General features: G+C 75.0%; 14 protein-coding genes. 7 read left to right on the plus strand and 7 right to left on the minus strand.

Annotation, left to right across the window (positions count from 1 at the left end; translation table 11 throughout):
• Positions 1–73: 73 nt before the first annotated feature.
• Together J0910_RS21870 and J0910_RS21875 are read right to left on the minus strand one after the other, a co-directional pair.
• Positions 74–934, minus strand: a complete 861-nt coding sequence (locus tag J0910_RS21870; RefSeq protein WP_420160416.1) for a hypothetical protein — start codon at positions 932–934, stop codon at positions 74–76.
• 381 nt (positions 935–1,315) lie between these two features.
• Positions 1,316–2,488, minus strand: a complete 1,173-nt coding sequence (locus tag J0910_RS21875; RefSeq protein ID WP_420162047.1) for a PucR family transcriptional regulator — start codon at positions 2,486–2,488, stop codon at positions 1,316–1,318.
• Between the two features lie 346 nt (positions 2,489–2,834).
• On the opposite strand from J0910_RS21875, the gene J0910_RS21880 reads away from it, so the two are divergent.
• From J0910_RS21880 to J0910_RS21900, 5 genes are all read left to right on the plus strand, one after another.
• On the plus strand, positions 2,835–3,722 hold the full coding sequence (locus J0910_RS21880) for an ACP S-malonyltransferase (protein WP_420162048.1): 888 nt from the start codon (positions 2,835–2,837) through the stop codon (positions 3,720–3,722).
• On the plus strand, positions 3,715–4,680 hold the full coding sequence (locus tag J0910_RS21885) for a beta-ketoacyl-ACP synthase III (RefSeq protein ID WP_420160417.1): 966 nt from the start codon (positions 3,715–3,717) through the stop codon (positions 4,678–4,680). Before J0910_RS21880 ends, J0910_RS21885 begins: the two co-directional genes overlap by 8 nt.
• Before the next feature lie 55 nt (positions 4,681–4,735).
• Positions 4,736–4,978 carry an acyl carrier protein gene (locus J0910_RS21890; protein WP_420160418.1) on the plus strand — a complete coding sequence of 81 codons (243 nt, stop codon included), beginning with the start codon at positions 4,736–4,738 and terminating at the stop codon, positions 4,976–4,978.
• 128 nt (positions 4,979–5,106) lie between these two features.
• A complete protein-coding gene (gene fabF, locus J0910_RS21895) occupies positions 5,107–6,339 on the plus strand; it encodes a beta-ketoacyl-ACP synthase II (protein ID WP_420160419.1) in 1,233 nt (410 codons plus the stop codon).
• A gap of 51 nt (positions 6,340–6,390) precedes the next feature.
• Positions 6,391–7,830: an acyl-CoA carboxylase subunit beta gene (locus tag J0910_RS21900; protein ID WP_420160420.1), complete on the plus strand. Its 1,440-nt coding sequence runs from the start codon at positions 6,391–6,393 to the stop codon at positions 7,828–7,830.
• 109 nt (positions 7,831–7,939) lie between these two features.
• Here the strand turns inward: J0910_RS21900 and J0910_RS21905 are convergent, their stop codons facing one another.
• Complete coding sequence (locus tag J0910_RS21905; protein ID WP_420162049.1) at positions 7,940–8,719, minus strand: SGNH/GDSL hydrolase family protein; 780 nt, start codon at positions 8,717–8,719, stop codon at positions 7,940–7,942.
• Positions 8,720–9,068: 349 nt separating this feature from the next.
• On the opposite strand from J0910_RS21905, the gene J0910_RS21910 reads away from it, so the two are divergent.
• Both J0910_RS21910 and J0910_RS21915 read left to right on the plus strand, forming a co-directional pair.
• A complete protein-coding gene (locus J0910_RS21910) occupies positions 9,069–9,494 on the plus strand; it encodes an SseB family protein (RefSeq protein WP_420160421.1) in 426 nt (141 codons plus the stop codon).
• A gap of 313 nt (positions 9,495–9,807) precedes the next feature.
• Positions 9,808–11,868 (plus strand): hypothetical protein, encoded by a 2,061-nt coding sequence (locus J0910_RS21915; protein WP_420160422.1) that lies wholly within the window; start codon positions 9,808–9,810, stop codon positions 11,866–11,868.
• 120 nt (positions 11,869–11,988) lie between these two features.
• On the opposite strand, the gene J0910_RS21920 is transcribed toward J0910_RS21915, so the two are convergent.
• The 4 genes from J0910_RS21920 to sufC are packed head-to-tail and all read right to left on the minus strand — an operon-like array spanning position 11,989 to position 14,933.
• Complete coding sequence (locus tag J0910_RS21920) at positions 11,989–12,351, minus strand: metal-sulfur cluster assembly factor (protein WP_420160423.1); 363 nt, start codon at positions 12,349–12,351, stop codon at positions 11,989–11,991.
• Positions 12,348–12,863 carry a Fe-S cluster assembly sulfur transfer protein SufU gene (gene sufU, locus J0910_RS21925; protein ID WP_420160424.1) on the minus strand — a complete coding sequence of 172 codons (516 nt, stop codon included), beginning with the start codon at positions 12,861–12,863 and terminating at the stop codon, positions 12,348–12,350. Before sufU ends, J0910_RS21920 begins: the two co-directional genes overlap by 4 nt.
• Before the next feature lie 19 nt (positions 12,864–12,882).
• Complete coding sequence (locus J0910_RS21930) at positions 12,883–14,169, minus strand: cysteine desulfurase (protein ID WP_420160425.1); 1,287 nt, start codon at positions 14,167–14,169, stop codon at positions 12,883–12,885.
• Positions 14,166–14,933, minus strand: a complete 768-nt coding sequence (gene sufC, locus J0910_RS21935; RefSeq protein ID WP_420160426.1) for a Fe-S cluster assembly ATPase SufC — start codon at positions 14,931–14,933, stop codon at positions 14,166–14,168. The genes J0910_RS21930 and sufC overlap by 4 nt, the downstream gene beginning before the upstream one ends.

Raw genomic sequence — 14,933 nt, forward strand, 5'->3', positions numbered from 1 at the left:
CGCTCGAGGCGAGCGGCCGGGCGGGGGTGCGCGGGGGCTCCTCCGGAGGGGCCGGGTGCGGCGGCGCCTCGGGTCAGCGCTTCGTCTTGGACCTGCGGTCGCGGCGGAGCGGGCGCAGCGGGCGGCGGGCCGGGGCCGCGGCGCGCACGATCGGGCGCGGCCCGGTGGCCGTGGCCGGGTCCTGCACCGGGAAGCCGGGGACCAGGTCGGCCGGCTCCTGCCGGGCGGCGCTGGGCGCGGCCAGCCGGGTGGGCAGGCCGGTCGCGGCCTCGGCCTCGTCGTCGGGCTCCTCGCCCGGCCCGGCCGCGGGCCCGGCCGCCTCGGCGGGCGGCTGCGCGCCCCCGGCGCGGCGGGCGTCCAGGCGGGCGCGGATCCAGGCCGCCGCCGGGGTGAGCACCGGCCACTCGACCGGGGCGGGCTGCGCCAGGGCGGCCCACAGGTAGGCCTTGGTGCCCCAGGCCTCCATCGCGCGGCGCGCCCGGGTGATGGAGAAGAAGGTCGGCGCGGCCAGGGCCAGCTGCGGCCAGGACAGCGCCATCGCCGCCGCGAGCGGGAGCAGTCCGCCGCCGGCGATGGAGCAGCCGGCGCCGACCGCGACCGGGACCAGGCCCAGTGCGATGCGCAGCGTGGTGATCTGGCGGTAGCGGTGCAGCGACCGGCGCACCGAGGCGCCGGTGGACAGCCCCTCGGGCAGCGGCGACGGCTGGACCACGGCGGCCAGCAGCAGCGCCGCCACCGCGACCGAGCCCGACGCCAGGATCCACACGCCCGCGGCCGACCAGCCGCCGCCCACCGCCAGGGCGACCAGCGCCAGTATCGGGATCGGGACGGGCAGGCAGACCAGTACCGTGCGCCAGAGCCGCCCGGCCTCGTCGGGCGCCATGACCGCATCGACCGCTTCGCGGTACAGCCGCTTCGCCGGCTCCGTGCTCATCATTCCCACCGCAATGCCCCCACACCGCCTGAGTTCCGACTTCTTCGGCGGCGGACCGGTGCCCGCCCCGAATCCCGACCCCGCGTCCGCCTCCGGTGAGGAGACGCCCGCGCCCGGCGGGGAGTTCACCTCCGGAGCGCGTTCGCCGGAGCGGCCCGCATCACACCGTCGGCACCGATGCCTCGGACACCGCGAACCCCGCCCCACCGGGAGGGACGCCGCTCCGCGGCACCGCCCCCATCCTCTCCCGTCACAACGTGCGGGGCAACCGTCGCGTTCCGCCGTTCACCCCACATTCCGGGAGATTCCGGTGGGCTCGGGCCCCCTGTTCCGCGATTCGCCCCCGCCCGCGGCGCCGCTCCCCTCCCGGGGGCGCTTCGCCTAGGCCTCCTCGCCGCTCTCCGCGAGCCGGCCCAGGGTGACCGCGATCCGGAGCACGAACGAGCCGCGGCCGTCGGCCGGCATGTGCCCGGTCAGCTCCGCGATCCGGCTCAGCCGGTAGCGCACCGTGTTGGGGTGGACGAAGAGCATCCGCGCCGTCGACTCCAGCGAGGAGGCGTGCTCCAGGTAGACCGAGAGGGTGTCCAGCAGCGGCGAGCCGGCGCCGCGCAGCGGCTTGTAGATCTCCTCCACCAGCTGGGTCCGGGCGCTGGGGTCGCCCTGCAGCGCCCGCTCCGGCAGCAGGTCCTCGGCGAGCGCCGGGCGGGGCGCGTCCGGCCAGCCCACCGCGGCGCGCAGCCCGCTCACCGCGGCGCGCACCGACGCGCCGGCCCGGGGCAGCTCGCCGACCGGCGGGCCGACCACCACCGGGCCGGGTCCGAACAGCTCGGTCAGCGGCTCGGTGACCGCCCCCGACACCCCGTCGTCGCGGACGTCCTTCTCGTTCACCCCGAGCACCGCGACCACCCGGTCGCCCTGCAGCCCGGCGATCACGTCGTGGCCGGCCCGGCGCGCGGCGTTACGCAGGTCCTCCAGGACCGCCTCGCCGTCGTCCCCCGCGTGGCCGGCGACCGCGATCACCGGGGTGCGCGACCAGCGCAGCGCCGAACCCCAGGTCTGCAGCCCCTCGTCCCGGTCCCCGTGCAGCAGGGCGTCGACGATCAGCGCCTCCAGCCGGGCGTCCCAGGCGCCCCGCGCCTCGGCGGCGCGCGCGTACACTTTGGCCGAGCTGAACGCGACCTCCCGGGTGTAGCGCAGCACCGCCTCGCGGAGCTGCTGCTCGCCTCCGGGGGCGGCCAGCTCCTCCACCTGGTTCTCCACCACGTCGATGACGACCCGGATCATGTCGACGGTCTGCTGCAGGGTGACCGAGCGGGTCAGTTCGCGCGGGGCGGTGCCGAAGACCTCGACGGTGATCGCCGGCCGCCCCCGCGCCGGGTTCTTGAACCAGTCGACGAAGGCCGCCACCCCGGACTGGGCGACCAGCCCCACCCAGGAGCGGTCCTCCGCCGACATCCTGCGGAACCAGGACAGCCGGCTCTCCATCCGCGCCACCGCGGCGGTGCCCAGCGCGCCCATGGCCCGCTCCAGGCGCTGCACGGTCGCCGCACGCACGGCGCCGGCCTCCGGGCCCTCCTCCGCGGGGCGCCCGTTCTCCTGGTCGTGTTCGTTCTGATCAGCGGATCCAGTGCTCACGCTCCCAGAGTGGCATCCCGCCGGAGGAGCGGCGCACTCCGGACCCGCCGATCGGGCGACCCCGGTCACATCCGGACCCGTTCAAGCACCTAACCGCCCCTATGTTGTAGAAGTCCGACAAGCGGTCTCTCCTAAACTTCGTCATGCTCCTCATCCAACTGGTGATGTCCTACAGGGCAGGGTGGTTGTCGTGCTTGTAATCGTTGCTCCGGGCCAAGGCGCCCAGGTACCCGGCTTCCTCGCCCCGTGGCTGGAGGCGCCCGGCATGGCCGAGCGCTTCGCCGCGTGGTCCGAGGTCGCCGGGCTGGACCTGGTGCGCTACGGCACCGCCGCGGACGCGGACGAGATCCGCGACACCGCGGTGGCCCAGCCCCTCCTCGTCAGCGCCGGCATGGCGGCCGCCGTCTCGCTCTTCGGCGACCTGGGGACCGCGGCCGCGAAGGCCGACGCGGTCGCCGGGCACAGCGTCGGGGAGTTCACCGCCGCCGCGATCGCCGGCGTGCTCTCCCCCGAGGACGCGCTCTCCCTGGTCGCCGAGCGCGGCCGGGGCATGGCCGAGGCCGCCGCGGCGACCGCCACCGGGATGACCGCGGTGCTCGGCGGCGACCGCGACGAGGTGCTGGCCGCGATCGAGGCCGCCGGGCTGACCCCCGCCAACGACAACGGCTCCGGCCAGATCGTCGCCGCCGGGACCCTGGAGCGGCTGGCCGCCTTCGCGGAGGAGCCGCCGGCCCGGGCGCGGCTGCGCTCGCTGTCGGTGGCCGGCGCGTTCCACACCGAGCACATGGCCCCGGCGGTGCAGCGGGTGCGGGAGGTCGCCGGCCGGGTCGGCGCGGCCGACCCGCGGACCCGGCTGCTGTCCAACCGGGACGGCGCGGTCGTGGAGTCCGGCGCCGCGTACCTGGACCGGCTGGTCTCCCAGATCAGCTCCCCGGTCCGCTGGGACGCCTGCACCCGGACGCTGGCGGACCTGGGCGTCACCGCGATCATCGAGCTGCCCCCGGCGGGGACGCTCACCGGGCTGGCCAAGCGCGCCCTGCGCGGCGTGGAGCTGCTGGCCGTCAAGACGCCGGACGGCCTCGAGCGGGCGAAGGAGCTCGCCGCGAAGCACTCCGGCGACGCCGTCCTCGTGGAAGGCCCCTCCGATGAGTAACGACAGCGGCCGCACTGACCGCCCCCGCGGCGCGCGCGTGGTCTCCTTCGGCGAGTACCAGCCCGCCAACGTCGTCACCAACCACGACCTCGCCCAGCGGGTGGAGACCTCCGACGAGTGGATCCGCAGCCGGGTCGGCATCGCCGAGCGGCGCATCGCCGGCCCCGCCGAGACCGTGGTGAGCATGGCGGTCGCCGCCGGCGGCAAGGCGCTGGCGGCCGGCGGCCTCTCCCCGGACGACATCGACCTGGTCATCGTCGCCACCTGCACCCAGCAGGACCAGATCCCCAACGCCTCGGCCACCGTCGCCGCGAAGCTGGGCATCACCGCCCCGGGCGCCTTCGACCTCAACGCCGCCTGCGCCGGCTTCTGCTACGCGCTGGGCGTCGCCGCCGACGCGGTCCGCGGCGGCTCGGCCCGCAACGTGCTGGTGATCGGCGCGGAGAAGCTCTCCGACTGGGTGGACTGGGACGACCGCTCCACCTGTGTGATCTTCGCCGACGGCGCGGGCGCCGCGGTGGTCTCCGCCGCCGAGGAGGACGCCGTCGGCCCCGTGGTGTGGGGCAGCTCCGGCGAGCGGGCCGACAAGATCTACCTGCGCGAGCACCGCTACCTCTACCAGGAGGGCCAGGCGGTGTTCCGGTGGACCACCACCGAGCTGTACAAGGTCGCGCTGGAGGCGCTGGAGCGGGCGGGGGTGGCCCCGGAGGAGCTGACCGCGTTCGTCCCGCACCAGGCCAACCTGCGGATCGTGGAGTCGATCGCGCGCAGGCTCGGAGCGCCGCAGGCGGTCATCGCCCGCGATATCGTCTCCGCTGGCAACACCTCGTCCGCGTCCATTCCGCTGGCCATCGCCCGGATGACCGAACGCGGGGAGCTGCCCTCGGGGAGCACCGTGCTCACCCTGGGGTTCGGCGCCGGCCTGACCTACGCGGCCCAGGTCCTGCGCATCCCCTGACCCGCCGCGGGGCCCCGCCCCCGGTGCGAGAACCGACTAAGGAGAAAGCGACACCATGGCGCAGCACAGCGAGAAGGAGATCCTCGAGGGTCTCGGCGAGATCATCGACGAGATCGCCGGCGTCCCGGCCGCCGAGGTCACCCCGGAGAAGAGCTTCGTCGACGACCTCGACATCGACTCCCTGTCGATGGTGGAGATCGCCGTCGCCGCCCAGGACAAGTTCGGCTCCGAGATCCCCGACGACCAGCTGAAGGACCTCAAGACGGTCCAGGACGTCATCAACTTCATCCAGAAGTAGGCGCGGCCGCGGCGGGGCCGCGGCGGCGCCCCCCGCGCCTCCGCGGCCCGAACCGCCGCCGCCTCTCCCCCGGCCGGCCGCACCGCGACCGGAACCGACCGACGAGACCCGAAGGGCGATAAAGGCCGATGAGCACCACCGAAGTCGTCGTCACTGGCCTGGGCGCCACCACCCCGGTGGGGGGTGACGTCGCCTCGACCTGGTCCGCCCTCCTCGAAGGCCGGTCCGGAATCACCGCCATCGACGAGGAGTGGGCCGAGGAGCTGCCCGTCCGCATCGCCGGGCGCGCCGCTCAGGACCCCGCCGAGCTCTTCCCGCGCGCGCGGCTGCGCCGGCTCGACCGCACCCAGCAGTTCGCGCTGGTCGCCGCCAAGGAGGCCTGGCAGGACGCCGGCGCCCCCGAGGTCGACCCGCTGCGCCTGGGCGCCGTCGTCTCCAGCGGCATCGGCGGCATCCTCACCATCCTCGAGCAGTACGACACCTTCCGGGAGAAGGGCTGGCGGCGCGTCTCGCCCTTCACGGTCCCGATGCTGATGCCCAACAGCCCGGTGGCCGCGGTCTCCCTGGAGTTCACCGCCCGCGCCGCGGCGCACGCGCCGGTCAGCGCCTGCGCGTCCAGCGCCGAGGCGATCGCCGACGCGATCGCGCTGATCCGCTCCGGCCGCGCCGACATCGTCATCGCCGGCGGCACCGAGGCCGCGATCCACCCGCTGAACATCGCCTCGTTCGCCTCGATGCGCGCGCTGAGCACCAACAACGACAACCCGGCCGGCGCCTCCCGGCCCTGGGCCACCTCCCGGGACGGCTTCGTCATGGGCGAGGGCGCCGGGATCCTGGTGCTGGAGTCCGCCGAGCACGCCGCGGCCCGCGGCGCCCGGGTGTACGCGGTCGCCGCCGGCGCCGGCTACTCCGCCGACGCCCACGACATCGTCTCCCCGGACCCCGACGGCCAGGTCCGCGCGATCCGCGCGGCGCTGGACGACTCCGGGCTGCGCCCCGAGGAGATCGCGCACGTCAACGCGCACGCCACCTCGACGCCGGCGGGCGACGTCGGCGAGACCGTGGCGATCCGGCGCGCGCTGGGCGACGCCGCGGCCGACCGGGTGGCGGTCACCTCCACCAAGTCCATGACCGGGCACCTGCTGGGCGGCGCCGGCGCCGTCGAGTCCATCGCCGCGGTGCTGGCGCTGCGCGAGGGCCGCATCCCGCCGACGATCAACATCGACGAGCTCGACCCCGAGGTCGTGGTGGACATCGTCCGGGACAAGCCGCGCGACCTGCCCGCCGACGCGGTGGCCGCGATCAACGAGGGGTTCGGCTTCGGCGGGCACAACGTCGCCGTCGCCTTCCGCCGGGCCTGACCCGGCCGGACCCGCGTCGCTTCCGTCCCCGGTGCCCGAGGAGCAGGCCGTATGACCCTGATCGACGACCGCTCGGCGCAGCGCACGCCGGCCCCCGGTCCCGGGGAGGACCCGCGCGACCCCCGGGCCCGCCTGGAGGCGTTCTTCGACGAGGGTTCGCTGGAGCCGCTCGCCGCCGAGGACGGCGGCGCGGTGCTCGCCGGCACCGGCCTGATCGGCGGCATGCCCGCGGTGGCCTTCGCCAACGACGCCCGGATCCAGGGCGGGGCGATGGGCACCGCGGGCTGCGCCGCCATCGAGGCCGGCTACGCGCACGCGCTGCGGGAGCGCGCCCCGGTCGTCGGGCTGTGGCACTCCGGCGGCGCCCGGCTGACCGAGGGCGTGGAGTCGCTGCACGCCGTGGGGCGGGTCTTCGCCGTGATGACCCGCGCCTCCGGGGTGGTCCCGCAGATCTCGGTGGTGCTCGGCCCGGCCGCGGGCGGCGCCGCCTACGGTCCCGCGCTCACCGACGCCGTGGTCATGTCCGAGCGCGGCAGGGTCTTCGTCACCGGCCCCGACGTGGTGCGCAGCGTCACCGGCGAGGAGATCACCGCCGAGGAGCTGGGCGGCGCCGACGCGCACGGCCGGCGCAGCGGAGTGGTGCACCTGACCGCCGCGGACGACGCCGCGGCGATGGGGCGCGGCCGGGAGCTGGCGCTGCTCCTGGGGGACCAGGGGCGGCTCCGGGCCGAGCAGGTCGCCGACCGCGACCTGTCGCACGTGCTGCCCGCCTCGGCCCGCCGGGCCTACGACGTCAAGCCGCTGGTCGACGGCCTGCTGGACGAGCCGCTGGGCGCGGGCTCCGTCGAGCTGCAGGCCAAGTGGGCGCCGAACATCGTCACCGCGCTCGGGCGGCTGGGCGGGCGCACCGTCGGCGTGATCGCGAACAACCCGCTCCGCCTGGGCGGCTGCCTGGAGTCCAAGTCCGCGGAGAAGGCCGCCCGGTTCGTGCGGATGTGCGACTCGTTCGGCGTTCCGCTGCTGGTCGCGGTGGACGTGCCCGGCTACCTGCCCGGTGTGCAGCAGGAGTGGGACGGCGTGGTGCGCCGCGGCGCCAAGCTGCTGCACGCCTTCGCCGAGGCCTCGGTGCCCCGGGTCACCCTGGTCACCAGGAAGGCCTACGGCGGCGCCTACATCGCGATGAACTCCCGGGCGCTGGGCGCCACCCGGGTACTGGCCTGGCCCACCGCCGAGATCGCGGTGATGGGCCCGGTCGCGGCGGTGCGCGTGCTGCACCGCAGGAAGCTGGCCTCGGCCTCCGAGGAGGAGCGGCCGGCCCTGGAGGCCGAGCTCGCCGCCCGCCAGGAGGAAGAGGCCGGCGGGCTGGACCGCGCCCGCGAGCTGGGCGTGGTCGACGAGGTCGTCGAGCCCGGATCCACCCGGACCGCGCTGGCCTCGGCCATCGCCGCCGCGCCGGCCGCGCGCGGCGACCACGGCAACATCCCGCTGTGAGGCGGGACCTCCCCTCCCCGGCACGGAGAGAGAGGGGCGGGCCGGGGGCGGACCCCGGTCCGCCCCTCTCCGCCGTCCGGCGGACGCCGCCCGGTCCCGCTCGCCCCGGTCAGCCGCGGGGCGGGTCGGTCTCGCCGCGGGGGTCGATCTCCTCCAGCCGCGGGCGCTTGGGGAGCCGGCCGTCGCCGGAGGAGCGGCCCAGGGCGCGCCGGCCCAGCCACGGCACCAGGTACGTCCGCGCCCAGCGGCGGTGCTCCCGGCGGCGCAGGATCTTGGGCAGCCGCTCGGTGGGGGTCTCCCACGGGTCGGACCAGAGCTCGCGCGGGCCCATCGGGCGGCCGAGGAGCTCGGCGATCCGCGCCGCGACGATGCGGTGGCCCTCCCCGTTGAAGTGCAGCCGGTCGTCGCTCCAGGCCCGCGGGTCGTTGAGCGCCGCCATGGACCACAGGTCGACGATGTCGCAGCCGGTGCGCTCGGCGATGGCCCGCAGGTGCATGCTGAACACCGCGATCCGCCCCCGGTAGATGCGCAGCACCGGCACCCAGCCGGTGTCGTGCCCGGAGAGCAGGACGACGCGCACCCCGGCCTCGCGCATCCGCCGCACGGCCTCCTCCAGCCGGCCGGCGAGCCCGTCCAGGTCGGCGTTGGGGCGCAGCACGTCGTTGCCGCCGGCGTGTACGGTGACCAGGTCGGGGCGCTGCTCCAGGACCGAGTCCAGCTGCTCGCCGGTGATGTGGCGCATCCGGCGGCCGCGGACGGCGAGGTTGGCGTAGCGGAACCCCGGGACTCCCTCGGCGAGGTGCTCGGCGAGCCGGTCGGCGAACCCCCGGTAGCCGCCGTCCGGACCCACGTCCTCCAGTCCCTCGGTGAGGCTGTCGCCGATCGCCATGTACGAGCGGATGACCGCCGGGCTCTCCGCCTGCGCTCTTCCTGGGGGGTTCATCTCCAGGTCAGTCACTTCTACCCATCGTGCTGGTCGATCGTCGGGCCGGTCGTCGCCCCGCACGGCTGCGCGGGGCACGCCGCTTCCGCCGACGGAGCGCGGGGCTGGGAGCGCCGCCTGTGTGCCTCGCGCGACACCGGCGACCAGGTGTCGGAGGTGAAGGACGGGGGTACGGCGTGCCCGACAAGCATACCGCCGCGTATCCGCCGGGGGCGGGAGTGAATCCCGACCGAGACCGGCGCAGGTCCCTACCGTGACCTGGCGCGGCCCCCGGCAAGGAACGGATCCGTCCAGCATGACCAGCCACGACGCCCCGGCCGGCTACGGCCCGGGGTTCCCCGCCAACCCCGTCGAGCAGGCCCTCCTGCGGGTCCTGGAGGCCGACCGGGACGGCCCGGACGACACCGCGCCCGACGCGGCCTTCCTGGAGGCGCTCGCCGCGGGCCGGGTGTGGGTGCCGGTGCCCGAGGGGTCGGGCCGGCGGGAGGAGGACGGCGCCCTCTCGCTGCCCTCGCTGGAGCTCGACGGCTCGGTGTTCATCCCGGTCTTCACCTCGCAGGAGCAGTACGAGCAGCGCAGCGGGGACATCCCCTGCGCGGTGCTGGACGCCCGCGACCTGGCCCAGGTGCTCCCCGAGGGGGTCGGCCTGGCCGTCAACCCGGGCAACGCGGCCGGGCTGCCGGTCCCGTCCGAGGCGGTGCCGGCCCTGGCCTCCCTGTGACCCGCCGCTGACCGCGATCCCCGACCGGCCGCACGTGTGGCGCAGCTCATAGTACGGTTCGGTCGGGGAGCGGATCGCGCGCCGGGGCGCGGTTCCGCGGGCCGCGCGGCGCACCGCCGGGGCTACCCATGGGCGGTGCGGCGACGTACGATCTCCGGCAGGCCCGCGGCGTCCGCGGCCCCTTCCGCCCCCCATCGCGGCCGCTCGGCCCCGAATCCGGCAAAGGACGCATACAGTGGAGCACTGACCCAATGCACGTGCGGTTCTCTCCCTTCGAACGCGCCGAACCCCTGGAGGCCGAGGTCCCGAGCAGATGAACGCCATCTCCCCGGTCTGCCTGACGGACCTCGCCCCGGCCCTCCGCTGGCACCGGCCCTCCGACCTCTCCCCCTTCCTGCGGCACAGTCGGCTCGTCGACGGCTGGTGGCGCTCCGTCCCGCTGCCCAGGGTGCTCGACATCGCGGGCACCGCCTGGCTGGCGCACAACCTCGCGCTGCTGGCCGCCGAGTACTGGGAGCACCTGCCCATCGGCGAGTTCCTGCCGCCGCTGCTCGCCTCCTCGGTGGACGTCGACGACATCGCCGAGCCGGTGCGCAGCGCGGTGCTGGCCACCGCGGGCGGCTGGGAGGCGCTGGTGACCGCCTCCCCCGCCGAGATGAAGACCTGGGCGTTCACCGAGGAGTGCGGGCGGATCGAGGTGATCGGGGCCGCCGCCTGGCGGGCCGTGCAGCCGTTCGGCGGCGACGAGGGGCGCACCCCGCTGCCCTCCCCCGCGCTCATCATCGAGGCGGTCCGCACCGTCGCGCACTGGCTCCCCGACTCCGCGCCCGAGCACGTCCGGCGCGCCCTGGCCTACCTGTCCGCCGCGACCGGCGCCGAAGACGAGGCACCTCCGGCCCTCCCGCCCGAGATCGCGGGCGGCCCCGGGGAGCCGCCGCAGAACGCCGCGTCCCGGGCCATCCGCACCCTGCGCGCGCTCCGCGCCCAGCACGCCGAGGAGAGCACCCCGGGCGGAGCCGCCCCGCACCGCCCCGAGCCGTCCGCGCCCCCCGCCGCCCCCCATGCCGGGGCCGGCCCGCCCGAGCCCGCCGCCCCCGAACTCGGCGCGCACCCGCTGGTCGACCTGATCGAGGAGCTGCTGCGCGGCTGGAGCCCGCTGGAGCGCACGGTGGCCGCGCAGCGGCTGTTCTCCGCCGAGCCGATCAGCATCCGGCTGCTGGCCGACCAGATCAGCACCGACATCAGGGAGATCCGCGCCGCCCAGCGCAGCGTCGAGGAGCGGCTGCTGCGCTGGCTGGCCTCCCCCGACGGCGAGCCGATCGGCCGGCACATGCGCGAGCTGAGCGATCGGCTCGGCGCCGCCACCACCATCGACCAGCTGATCAACGCGCACCCGGACCACCCGGTCGACGTCCCGTCGCTGAACGCGCCGCTGTGGCGGGTGGTCATCACCTTCTTCACCGACCGGCGGATGCACAACGGCTGGCTGGTCGCCGACGACCCGGAGCGGCTGCGCTGGCAGACCCGGGAGATGCTCGGCGACGCGCCGACCCTGGCCGACGCGGGCGTGCGGCTGGGCCGGATCGGCATCCGGCAGCAGTCGCTGCGCGCCTGGCTGCTGAGCACTCCGGGCATCGAGATCCGCGACGGCCGGGTCATCCTCGACCCGTCGCTGCCCCCGCAGGAGGGGCCCGCCCCGGCTCCGGCCCGCGCCGAGCTGGTCGACGTTCCCTCCTCCACCGCCAGCGGGCTGCCGATCCGGCGCCGGCCCGGGACGCCGGCCCCGGCCGCCGCGCAGCAGGCCCCCCGGCCGGCCGCGGCCGCCCCGCCCGGCCCCGGGGTCGCGTCCTCCCCGCGCTGCTTCCGCGCCCCCGACGGGCGCTGGTGGCACCGGGTGGACATCGGCGCCGAGCACCTCAACGGCGCCCCGGTCACGGTGCCCCCCGGCTACGCCACCCACCTGGGGCTGCAGCCGGGCCGGCTGCTCTGCCTCACCGCCCCCGGCGCCGACCTGCTGGTGCTGGTCTGGCGGGACCAGGCCGCGTTCGACTCGCTGCGGCCGCTGCTGCGCCGGCTCTCCGCCCAGCCCGGCGACCGGGTCTTCATCACGGTGGACGGCGACCGGTTGGAGGCCCGCCGGCTCCCCGCCGCCGAACTGGGCGGCAACGGCCCCACCGGCAGGGCGCTGCACCTGATCGGCTACACCGCGCCGGCCCCGGCGGAGGAGGCGCTGCGGATCATCTCGCGGCGGATCAGCGAGGAGGAGGCCGACGCGGGCGTCCCGGACCCGCAGGAGCTGATCGACCGGCTCTCCCGGCGCGGCGACGACGACATCGCCGAGGAGCTGCGGCAGAGCCTGTTCGCCCCGCACTGACCGGCCCCGGCCCGCGCCGCGCTCCCGGAGCCCGGCCCCGGGCCCGCCCCGGAAACGGCGGAGGGCCGCCGCGCCGTTCGGCGCGGCGGCCCTCCGGTACCGCTTCCTCCCGGGCCGGCCTCAGACGTTGAAGCCGAGCATCCGGAGCTGGTCCCGGCCGTCCTCGGTGATCTTGTCCGGACCCCACGGCGGCATCCAGACCCAGTTGATCGTGACGTCCCGGCCGAACTCGTCCAGGGCGCTGGTCGCCTGGTCCTCGATGACGTCGGTCAGCGGGCAGGCGGCGCTGGTCAGCGTCATGTCCAGAGTGATGGCGGAGTCGTCGGCCCGGACCCCGTAGAGCAGGCCCAGGTCGACCACGTTGACGCCGAGCTCAGGGTCGATGACGTCCTTGAGCGCCTCGCTGATCTCCTCGACCAGCGCCTCGTCCACGGCCGGGCCGCCCTGCTCGGGGGCGGGCGCCGCGGTCTCGTTCTCCGTCATGAGACACCCTCCGGTCCTGCCCCGGCCTGGCGGGGCTCCTCGTCCGAGGACTGCTTCTCCAGGGACTGCACGGTCGCGTCCTTCCACGCCATCCAGGCGAGCAGGGCGCACTTGATACGGGCAGGGTATTTGGACACGCCGGCGAAGGCCACCGCATCCTCCAGCACGTCCTCGTCCGGCTCGCCCTGCCCCTTGGAGTGCATGAGCTCGTTGAACGAGTCGAGCATCTTCATGCCCTCGTCCACCGTCCGCCCGATCAGCAGATCGGTCATCACCGATGCGCTGGCCTGGCTGATGGAGCAGCCCATGCTCTCGTAGGACACGTCGGCGACGGTGGCGCCGCCGTCCAGGGCGGCACCGGACGGCTCCAGGTGCACCCGGAGGGTCACCTCGTCCCCGCAGGTGGGGTTGATGTGGTGGGCCTCGCCCTCGTGCGGGTCCCGCAGCCCTTTGTTATGCGGGTTGCGGTAGTGGTCCAGGATGATCTCCTGGTACATCGCGTCCAAGCGCATCGGGGTGGGTCAACCTCTCTCAGAGCGCCGCGGTGCCGAAGAACCGCTGTGCTTCCCGGACGGCCGAGGCGAGCGCCTCCACGTCGTCGACCGTGTTGTACACGTAGAACGACGCGCGGGTGGTCGCCTGGACCTGGTAGCGGCGGTGCAGCGGCCAGGCGCAGTGGTGCCCGACCCGGACCTCCACGCCCTGGTCGTCCAGGACCTGCCCGACGTCGTGCGGGTGGATGCCCTCCACGGTGAAGGACACCGCCCCGCCGCGGTCCACGGTGTCGGCGGGGCCGACGATGCGGACCCCGTCGATCCCGCCGAGCAGCTTGATCGCGTGCTCGGTGAGCATGTGCTCGTGCGCGGCGACGTTCTCCATGCCCAGTTCGGACAGGTAGTCGCAGGCCGCGGCGAGCCCGACCGCCTGCGGCGCCATCGGCACCCCGGCCTCGAACCGCTGCGGCGGCTCGGCCCAGGTGCTGCCCTCCATGTGCACCACGCCGATCATCGAGCCGCCGGTGATGAACGGCGGCATCGCGGCGAGCAGCTCCGCGCGGCCCCACAGCACGCCGATCCCGTTGGGCCCGAGCATCTTGTGCCCGGAGAACACCAGGAAGTCGGCGCCGAGGTCGGCGACGTCGACCGGCATGTGCGGCACCGACTGGGCGCCGTCCAGCAGCACCAGGGCGCCGAACCGGTGCGCCCGCTCCGCGATCTCGCGGACCGGGTTGACCGTGCCCAGCACGTTGGACTGGTGGGCGAGCGCGACGAGCTTCGTCCGCTCGTTGACCAGGTCGTCCAGGTCGGACAGGTCGAGCCGGCCGTCCTCGGTGAGGCCGAACCAGCGCAGCGTCGCGCCGGTCCGGCGGCAGAGCTCCTGCCAGGGCACCAGGTTGGCGTGGTGCTCCATCTCGGTGACGACCACCTCGTCGCCGGGGCCCACCGCGAACCCGCGGTAGGGCTCGTCCGCGGTGGCCGCGTTGCCCATCGCGTAGGCGACGAGGTTGACCGCCTCGGTCGCGTTCTTGGTGAACACCACCTCGCCGGGGACCGCGCCGATGAACGACGCGATGGTGGCCCGCGCCGCCTCGTAGGCGTCGGTGGCCTCCTCGGCGAGCTGGTGCGCGCCCCGGTGCACGGCGGCGTTGTGCCGCTCGTAGAACTCCCGCTCGGCGTCGAGCACCCGGCGGGGCTTCTGCGAGGTGGCACCGGAGTCCAGGTACACCAGGGGGCGCCCGTCGCGGACGGTCCGGGCGAGGATCGGGAAGTCCGCCCGGACCGCCTCGGCGTCGAGCCGCCCCGGCTCGGTAGCCGTCACTGCGAAGCGCCTGCCTTCACGAAACGCTCGTAGCCCTCGTTCTCCAGTGCGTCGGCCAGCTCCGGGCCGCCGGACTCGGCGATCCGGCCGTTGGCGAAGACGTGCACGTGGTCGGGCTTCACGTAGTTGAGGATGCGGGTGTAGTGGGTGATGAGCATGACGCCCATCTCGTGGGTGGCCTTGGCCCGGTTGATGCCCTCGGAGACCACCTTGAGCGCGTCGACGTCGAGGCCGGAGTCGGTCTCGTCGAGGACGGCGATCTTCGGCTTGAGCAGCTCCAGCTGGAGGATCTCGTGGCGCTTCTTCTCACCGCCGGAGAAGCCCTCGTTGACGCCGCGGGCGGCGAAGGAGCCGTCGATGGCCAGGTCCTTCATGTGGCCCTGGAGCTCCTTGGAGAACTGCCGGAGCTTGGGGGCCTCGCCGCGGATCGCCGTGACCGAGCTGCGCAGGAAGTTGGACATCGAGACGCCGGGCACCTCGACCGGGTACTGCATGGCCAGGAACAGGCCGGCGCGGGCGCGCTCGTCGACGCTCATCTCCAGCACGTTCTCGCCGTCGAGGAGCACCTCGCCCGCGGTGATCTCGTACTTGGGGTGGCCCGCGATCGCGTAGGCCAGGGTGGACTTGCCGGAGCCGTTGGGCCCCATGATGGCGTGCGTCTCACCGGAGTTGATGGTGAGGTCGACGCCCTTCAGGATCTCTTCGCGCTCTTCGGCCCCGATGAGGACATCGGCGCGCACCCCGCGGATTTCGAACTTCGTCAT

This window comes from Nocardiopsis oceanisediminis (assembly GCF_048595525.1).
Lineage (GTDB): Bacteria > Actinomycetota > Actinomycetes > Streptosporangiales > Streptosporangiaceae > Nocardiopsis_A > Nocardiopsis_A oceanisediminis.

Coding starts and splice junctions, on each gene's coding strand:
- fabF (WP_420160419.1), top strand. CDS start 5,107: ATGAGCACCACCGAAGTCGTCGTCACTGGCCTGGGCGCCACCACCCCG.
- sufC (WP_420160426.1), bottom strand. CDS start 14,933: ATGACGAAGTTCGAAATCCGCGGGGTGCGCGCCGATGTCCTCATCGGG.
- J0910_RS21910 (WP_420160421.1), top strand. CDS start 9,069: ATGACCAGCCACGACGCCCCGGCCGGCTACGGCCCGGGGTTCCCCGCC.
- J0910_RS21920 (WP_420160423.1), bottom strand. CDS start 12,351: ATGACGGAGAACGAGACCGCGGCGCCCGCCCCCGAGCAGGGCGGCCCG.
- J0910_RS21890 (WP_420160418.1), top strand. CDS start 4,736: ATGGCGCAGCACAGCGAGAAGGAGATCCTCGAGGGTCTCGGCGAGATC.
- J0910_RS21900 (WP_420160420.1), top strand. CDS start 6,391: ATGACCCTGATCGACGACCGCTCGGCGCAGCGCACGCCGGCCCCCGGT.
- J0910_RS21905 (WP_420162049.1), bottom strand. CDS start 8,719: ATGGCGATCGGCGACAGCCTCACCGAGGGACTGGAGGACGTGGGTCCG.
- J0910_RS21915 (WP_420160422.1), top strand. CDS start 9,808: ATGAACGCCATCTCCCCGGTCTGCCTGACGGACCTCGCCCCGGCCCTC.
- J0910_RS21880 (WP_420162048.1), top strand. CDS start 2,835: ATGGCCGAGCGCTTCGCCGCGTGGTCCGAGGTCGCCGGGCTGGACCTG.
- J0910_RS21870 (WP_420160416.1), bottom strand. CDS start 934: ATGAGCACGGAGCCGGCGAAGCGGCTGTACCGCGAAGCGGTCGATGCG.
- sufU (WP_420160424.1), bottom strand. CDS start 12,863: ATGCGCTTGGACGCGATGTACCAGGAGATCATCCTGGACCACTACCGC.
- J0910_RS21885 (WP_420160417.1), top strand. CDS start 3,715: ATGAGTAACGACAGCGGCCGCACTGACCGCCCCCGCGGCGCGCGCGTG.